Below are 5,934 nucleotides of genomic sequence, written 5' to 3'. Positions count from 1 at the left end.
TCAGCAAATGAGAAAGTTTTATCCGCTGCCATTTTGCCATTGAGAGCGCTTTCTAGATTTGTGATTTCGCTTATGGTATGCGTGTGTTTTGAAGGCGCTTTTTCGTCTACCTTGTCCTCAACTTCCATTATCGCTTGATCAATTTTGGTCAAGTTTTCCCGCAAGATTGGGAATTCAGAACTGATAAAGCGACCTTCTTTAGGCAATTCCATGTCAAGTTTTTTGGTTTTGGTCATCTCTGTTCTCCCATCACAATATACCGGCGCCAAAATCACTCACCATTGACCGTGCTGCTGGTCCACCGGTAAGCGTGAGTTTCAAGCGCGCTTGTTTGGCTGTTTTATCGCTGCTCACAAATTTGCGCTCTGTCCAAAGCGGTTCAGCGAGTTGTTCTGTTTCGTCGAGTTTCAAAGGAACAAAAGCACCATCATCCAGTTGCATCTCGAGTGTAAAGGTTGCACCGCCCGGTAAAAAGGTTTTGATATAGCTGGTCAACCTTGCCTTTTCCCCAAAGGTAAAAGCACGGGTGACATAAGTGGCTGTTTTATGAATCTTCCCCGCAATCAATTGAACAGGCGCAAACAAGACGGGTGAGAGCTTCTCTGTCCCTTTGAGAATAGCGCGGAGCTTTACCTTTTCACTGATATATTCAGTAAGACTGAGTAATTGAAAGGGAAGGAGTTGATAAACCGTGCCGTTGTTTCTTTCAATTTCAAAGATGACAGAACAATCGCTTGAAGGCAATTCAATGGCTGCGCGTATTTGTAAATCAGAGCAGTCCACAAGATCAAAAGTGCCAAGATCAATGGTTTTTTCTGTTTGTGTGTAGCGTGCCGCCAGCACTCGAAAGGCTAAAGCCTCATCTTGATGAGCAGTCCAGCTCCTAGCATTGACAGAAGAAAAACGTGGACCGGTCACGTAAGGGTGACTTGAGACAAATCTTTGGTGTTCTGCATCAAAATCCCCAAGCTTTGCTAGTGAGACAGAATGATCAGCATCATCGGTTTTAATGACAAAAGCCGTTAAGCGGTCATCCATCACAAGGAGTGGTACATCATAGCGTGCCTCTGCCCATCCTGCCTTTGCGCCCTTCATAGAATAAAAGCTTTGCGCTTGAATATCGGCGGTCGGATAACCGTTTTCTGTAGTGACCAAATCAATCACCAGATCATGGTTCTGATTGCCGATTTTGCAAAGATGAAAGTCAATTCCAGTGATTTGCCGTGTTTCATCGGGGGTAAAGACTTGCGCTTGTGGGTCAAATTGCGTCCAGATCTTCACTGTTGTGGTGCGCCGCATCACTTTCACATCAATCACGCCTTGACCTGTAAAAAGCCCTGTTGCAATTGTTCCACCTTTTCCCCGTGCCACAACATTTTTTGTGCCAGCCGTAATATTTTGTGGAATCGTGAAAGCGCCCTCAAGGGTGCCCTTGCTATCGGCAATAAGGAGACTCTTTGGTAAAACATTCACACCATCAAAGGTAAGACTTTCCAAGATTTCGCTACTGCCAAAACCTTCAATTTTAAAGTGAAGGGTAATTTGTCTTAAAAAGTCGATTTGTTCTTGGTGTGTGTTGATGAAATTATCGCTTACTTCTGTTCTACGTATGGTACTGCCGCGATGTTTTCCCATAATGATTTGATTGGTGATACCCGAGAGCCAATCGGTGCGTTGTTCATGCCAAAAGTCTGTTGCGGGTTCAAGGGTTACTGTACCAGGCAGGGGTGCAAAATTTTGATAAGGATTGATTTTTTCGCAAGCCGTTGTCAACTCTTGCGCAATGATCACTTCATTTGTCCAGTCAAGGGTGACAGGCGCTGTAAGATTAGCGGTGTAAAAGGTTGGATCAATGGCGAGCTGTAAAATGCCGTTGCCTACAGCCCCCGTTTGTTGAAAGCCTTCATCTCTGTAACTATCATCAAGAAAAGGGTCTGCAAACATGCCCTTTTTGGCAACAGGTTCTTTAGAGTCAACATTGCTTTTAATACGCTCTAATTGCATCAGACGGTCAAGCGAAAGCACTCGTTGAAAATAGCGCCACATTTCATCATAGGGGGCAACACGTGTGCCATCATTGACCACAACCGGCGTTTCAAGCCAATTGTTGGTAATGGTTGCAAGGGACAACACATCATCAGGAACACTGGGTGCCATGGGTTGGTCTACTGAGATACCTTTGATGTAAACCACATTGCCCCCTGTGTTGAGACCGATACGGTCAATGCGGGGCAATTTATAAGTGTAACTGACGATAATATCACCACCCTCCGCACCCCCTGAGACAGTGATTTCCTGCGCTGTTACTTTATCAGCCGTGATTTTTGCGCGATAGCGATAAGTCACCTTATAGCTGCTCCCTGCTAAAGGTTCGTCTCCCACCAGTGCCCAATCAATGGTGTCTCCTGTTTTTTTAAAATCTGTGCCTTCTTTAAATTCCTTGCTTCCTTGAACGACTTTAATAAACGCGGTGATGCTTTTATCCGGCACCCCATCACGCCCAGCGGCAACGGCACCACGGGTGACGGTAACGGTCTTTTCTTTTGTCAACAAAAGAGACTGAATATCGGCAATAGGAAAATAATAGGGTTTAAAGGTGAAACTTGTTTTCCCTTTTGGGGGCGCAAAAATATGCGTTTCGCTAGGAACAACGCTTGTCGAAAAGTCCTCGAGTTCTTCATGACGCAAAGCCGCTAAGCGTTTGCGTTTAAAGCCATTGATATTGGCTTCTCCTTCTTGAATACTAAACACTTGGCAACCGTTATTGGCTCCCAATGCGCTCACACGGCAGCCACTCACGATATAATGCCCATGGGCACGGTCGTACGTCGCAATAGCTTGCATGGCGGGTTCAAGCAGTGAGGGCGATTTTTGATCAATCAGAACACCATCTTGTAAAATATAAACCGGAAAGAAAGTGCCATTCTGCGCATCCTCTTTCAGTGCCCAAACAAGCTGTGCTGTTTCGCGTGCGGCACCAGGCTCTCCTTCTGCTAAGGTACCAGGGACTTGCCCCAAGAGCTCTGGATCATCTTCATGAGTTATCCATTTTTTTTGCAGCTTCACACCAATTTCCAAGCGCCCAATCATGGCAACATTGTTGAGTACAGCTGGTGCAACGGGGAAAATATCGCCTGCGATATAAATCTTGCCATCCGTTAAAGTGACGGTCTTTGTCTCTTTGTTGACAAAAGCATCAGCCCGTTCAACGCGGTCTCCTTCTTTTGCAACAAGGCGCCCCAAGCGGTCATGACGCCCCCTGATGATGGTTTGAACCTCATTGAGTTCACCACTTTGAATAAAGGGACGCGTGCCATAAAACACCACGCTTTGTTGTTCCTCTTTGCCGCGAGATCTGTCAATTGCAAAGGGTAAACCACTTTCATGCTTCATATTAAAACCTCAATAAAATCTTGAATTGTTCGCGAACATCGGCACGCAAAGGAATATTGATAGGCGTTTTGAGTATCTCTACACCGCCATTTAGTTCATTGGCATCACACCAAAGCTTTCCAAAGGGGATATCAAGAGGGACATCTTGTTTGGGAATGCCGTGAACGAGAATAGAAACAAATGCTGCTTGTTTGTCCTCAACATCTTCAAAATCTGTGCGGGCTGCAAGAAACAACAGAGTCCCGGTTGTAGAAGGGTTAAATCTGTTACCACAATGGCTATACACACCATCCAAAGCCTGTTCGACAGGCGCTACAGCATAGCATCTGCGAAACCCAATCACGCTATTTTGGCTGTCTCTTAACACGAGATAAAGCGTGCGACCATGAAACCATTCTGCCATGAGTATATCGCGTTCATGTTTTTTAACCGAACACCACGGAAAATTTGCCAAATCCCAAGGATAATCAATTTGGTTCCAGCTTAACTCCTCGTCAAAGTCATCTATCCAATTACCAATAAGCCTGCCTTCTTCTCTTGTGAGCGTGTGATTGATCTCTGTTGTGCGCCCAAAGGAAAACAAAGTGCCCCCAGCTGTTAAGCGAACACCGCTTTCATACTCCAACATGCTGTCATCAAGGCGTGACATATTGCATTCAACAGCTTGCACATCATACCCCGCAACACCACGACGAAAATCGGAGCGCAAACTTTTGGAGAGATCTGTAATCGCTTCAATGGCTTCAAGGCTTTTGCGTTCAGGCAACTGATCAAAATCAAGGTGAAAGGAGTTCCACCATGCCCGCCCCGTCCACGCTGGCGTAAAGCGTGCCGAAATCCCTAGCCATTCAAGCCCCATCTCTATTGCCGCAAGTGAGCCACGTATCCGCTGCCATTGAAGCCCTTGATCAATCAAATCATAGAGGTTTGGAACATAAGGTGTCAGTTCACCAAGCCCGTATTCTTCAATGAGCCACGGCAAGAAACGGGGAGGGCGTGTGATCAGTTTTGCGCGTGAAATCCCCAAAACAGAACCATCAATATCTTGATGAAAATCGCAAGCATCGGCAAGGCGCTTTTCAAATTCTGTTGCGTTTGTGGGAAGGAGGGAACCAACCATTAGCGGGCACGTCCTTTGAAGTTTAAGGTGATTTTTCCAATCGATAAAATTTCTTCATCACAAACCATACTGTCTTGTGTTGGGGTAATGGCAATGACTTTTTGGACACCAGCAATCATTAGTTTTGAAATCCACCACGACAAACTTAATTCACGACCAATGGCTTGTTCTTGTTTCCAAGCTGTGCGTAAATTTGTTTCCATTGTTGTGAGAATTTTCAAAGATGTTTCTGGTAACAGCCAAACATCTGCTTCTAAATCCAGCACTTTTTTGACAGCAGCGTGAACAATGATTGTATCATTGGTCATGATGATATTTTTTCTGTGAAGAGCTTGTGAAACTGCTTGTATGAGATCTTCAGAGGCTGTTCCTTCTTCATTATTACCAAAAAGAGCAACATAGATGGTTGGGTTTTTGCCTTTACGATAGATAATGGCATCTTTCACTCGACTATCGGCTGTTAAGGCGATAAGTTTGTAATAGGGTTCTGTTCCACTTCCGTTTCCTCCACGGGCATGAAGCTGTATGCGTTCACGATATCTCTCGTCACTTTCACCCTCCATGCGGGCAAGACCATGCCAGTTTCCCAAAGCATCAAGAGATTCACCGGTTGCAAAATCAAGAATGTTGTTGCGTGCTGCCTCATTAATACGCTGTCTTAAAAGCAACTCTCGATAGCTAAAAGCCTCTATGACTTTTACGGCCGGATCACTTTCAAGAATGGTATATTCAGGCAAAAGCTCTTTTAAATGGACAAGAGCAGCAGCGCGTATTTCTTCAAAAGAAAGTTCTGTGATGATGTCTGGTTTTGCAAGCACTCCATTCATTTTATCAATAATCCTTCCATGGTAATGGGCTTGCCGGATGGCAAATAAATGCCTTCAAAGGATAAAGAAACGTGTCCATTCTCACCCCTTTTAAAATCAATTTTTTTCACTTTAAAACGCGGTTCCCACTTGTCTAAAGCCTCAGCAACAGCAGCATAAAGAGCAACAGCAAAAGCATTATTAACCGGTGCATCAATGAGTTCAGCAACACGTGAACCATAATCACGCCGCATTACACGCGAACCAATCCGCGTTAACAAAATGTCAAGGATTGATTGGCGCAAATGATCAATTCCGGTTAATGGCTTTCCTGTTGTACGGTCCATTCCACTGTTCAATTGGGACCTCCAGTCATCGCGCCACCAGAATAAACACCGCCATGAACATGTGTTGCTCCTACATTGGTGCCGTTATGTCTTAATCCACTTGAATGAATGGAAACATTATTTCCAGAATGAAGAGAGAGACTATCATTCGAATTCAGTGAAATGTCACCACCAGCCTTCAAAGAGATGTTGCCTTTTGCGTTTAAATTTATATCGCTTTCTGAAACAATCTTTATGCCTTCCGGTGCGGTAAGCTCTAGCTTGCCAC

At 44.8% G+C, this 5,934-nt stretch carries 6 protein-coding genes; all 6 read right to left on the bottom strand.

The genetic code is table 11. The features are described from left to right. On the bottom strand, positions 1–236 hold a 236-nt coding region (locus ACFINW_RS09240; RefSeq protein ID WP_375674228.1), incomplete at its 3' end, for a Bgr_08870 family protein. Between the two features lie 13 nt (positions 237–249). Next, complete coding sequence (locus ACFINW_RS09235) at positions 250–3,393, bottom strand: DUF4815 domain-containing protein (protein ID WP_375674227.1); 3,144 nt, start codon at positions 3,391–3,393, stop codon at positions 250–252. A 1-nt stretch (position 3,394) separates the two neighbouring features. Then, positions 3,395–4,513, bottom strand: a complete 1,119-nt coding sequence (locus tag ACFINW_RS09230; protein WP_375674226.1) for a phage tail protein — start codon at positions 4,511–4,513, stop codon at positions 3,395–3,397. Next, positions 4,513–5,340 carry a baseplate J/gp47 family protein gene (locus ACFINW_RS09225; RefSeq protein ID WP_375674225.1) on the bottom strand — a complete coding sequence of 276 codons (828 nt, stop codon included), beginning with the start codon at positions 5,338–5,340 and terminating at the stop codon, positions 4,513–4,515. Before ACFINW_RS09225 ends, ACFINW_RS09230 begins: the two co-directional genes overlap by 1 nt. Further along, positions 5,337–5,678 carry a GPW/gp25 family protein gene (locus ACFINW_RS09220; RefSeq protein WP_375674224.1) on the bottom strand — a complete coding sequence of 114 codons (342 nt, stop codon included), beginning with the start codon at positions 5,676–5,678 and terminating at the stop codon, positions 5,337–5,339. The genes ACFINW_RS09225 and ACFINW_RS09220 overlap by 4 nt, the downstream gene beginning before the upstream one ends. Then, positions 5,675–5,934, bottom strand: a 260-nt coding sequence (locus ACFINW_RS09215; RefSeq protein ID WP_375674223.1) for a DUF2345 domain-containing protein, incomplete at its 5' end; no start/stop codon positions are given. The genes ACFINW_RS09215 and ACFINW_RS09220, both read right to left, overlap by 4 nt.

Source organism: Bartonella sp. AA18HLJMS (assembly GCF_042197245.1).
Classification (GTDB): Bacteria; Pseudomonadota; Alphaproteobacteria; order Rhizobiales; family Rhizobiaceae; genus Bartonella.
This window is presented reverse-complemented; position numbering and strand designations above follow the sequence as displayed.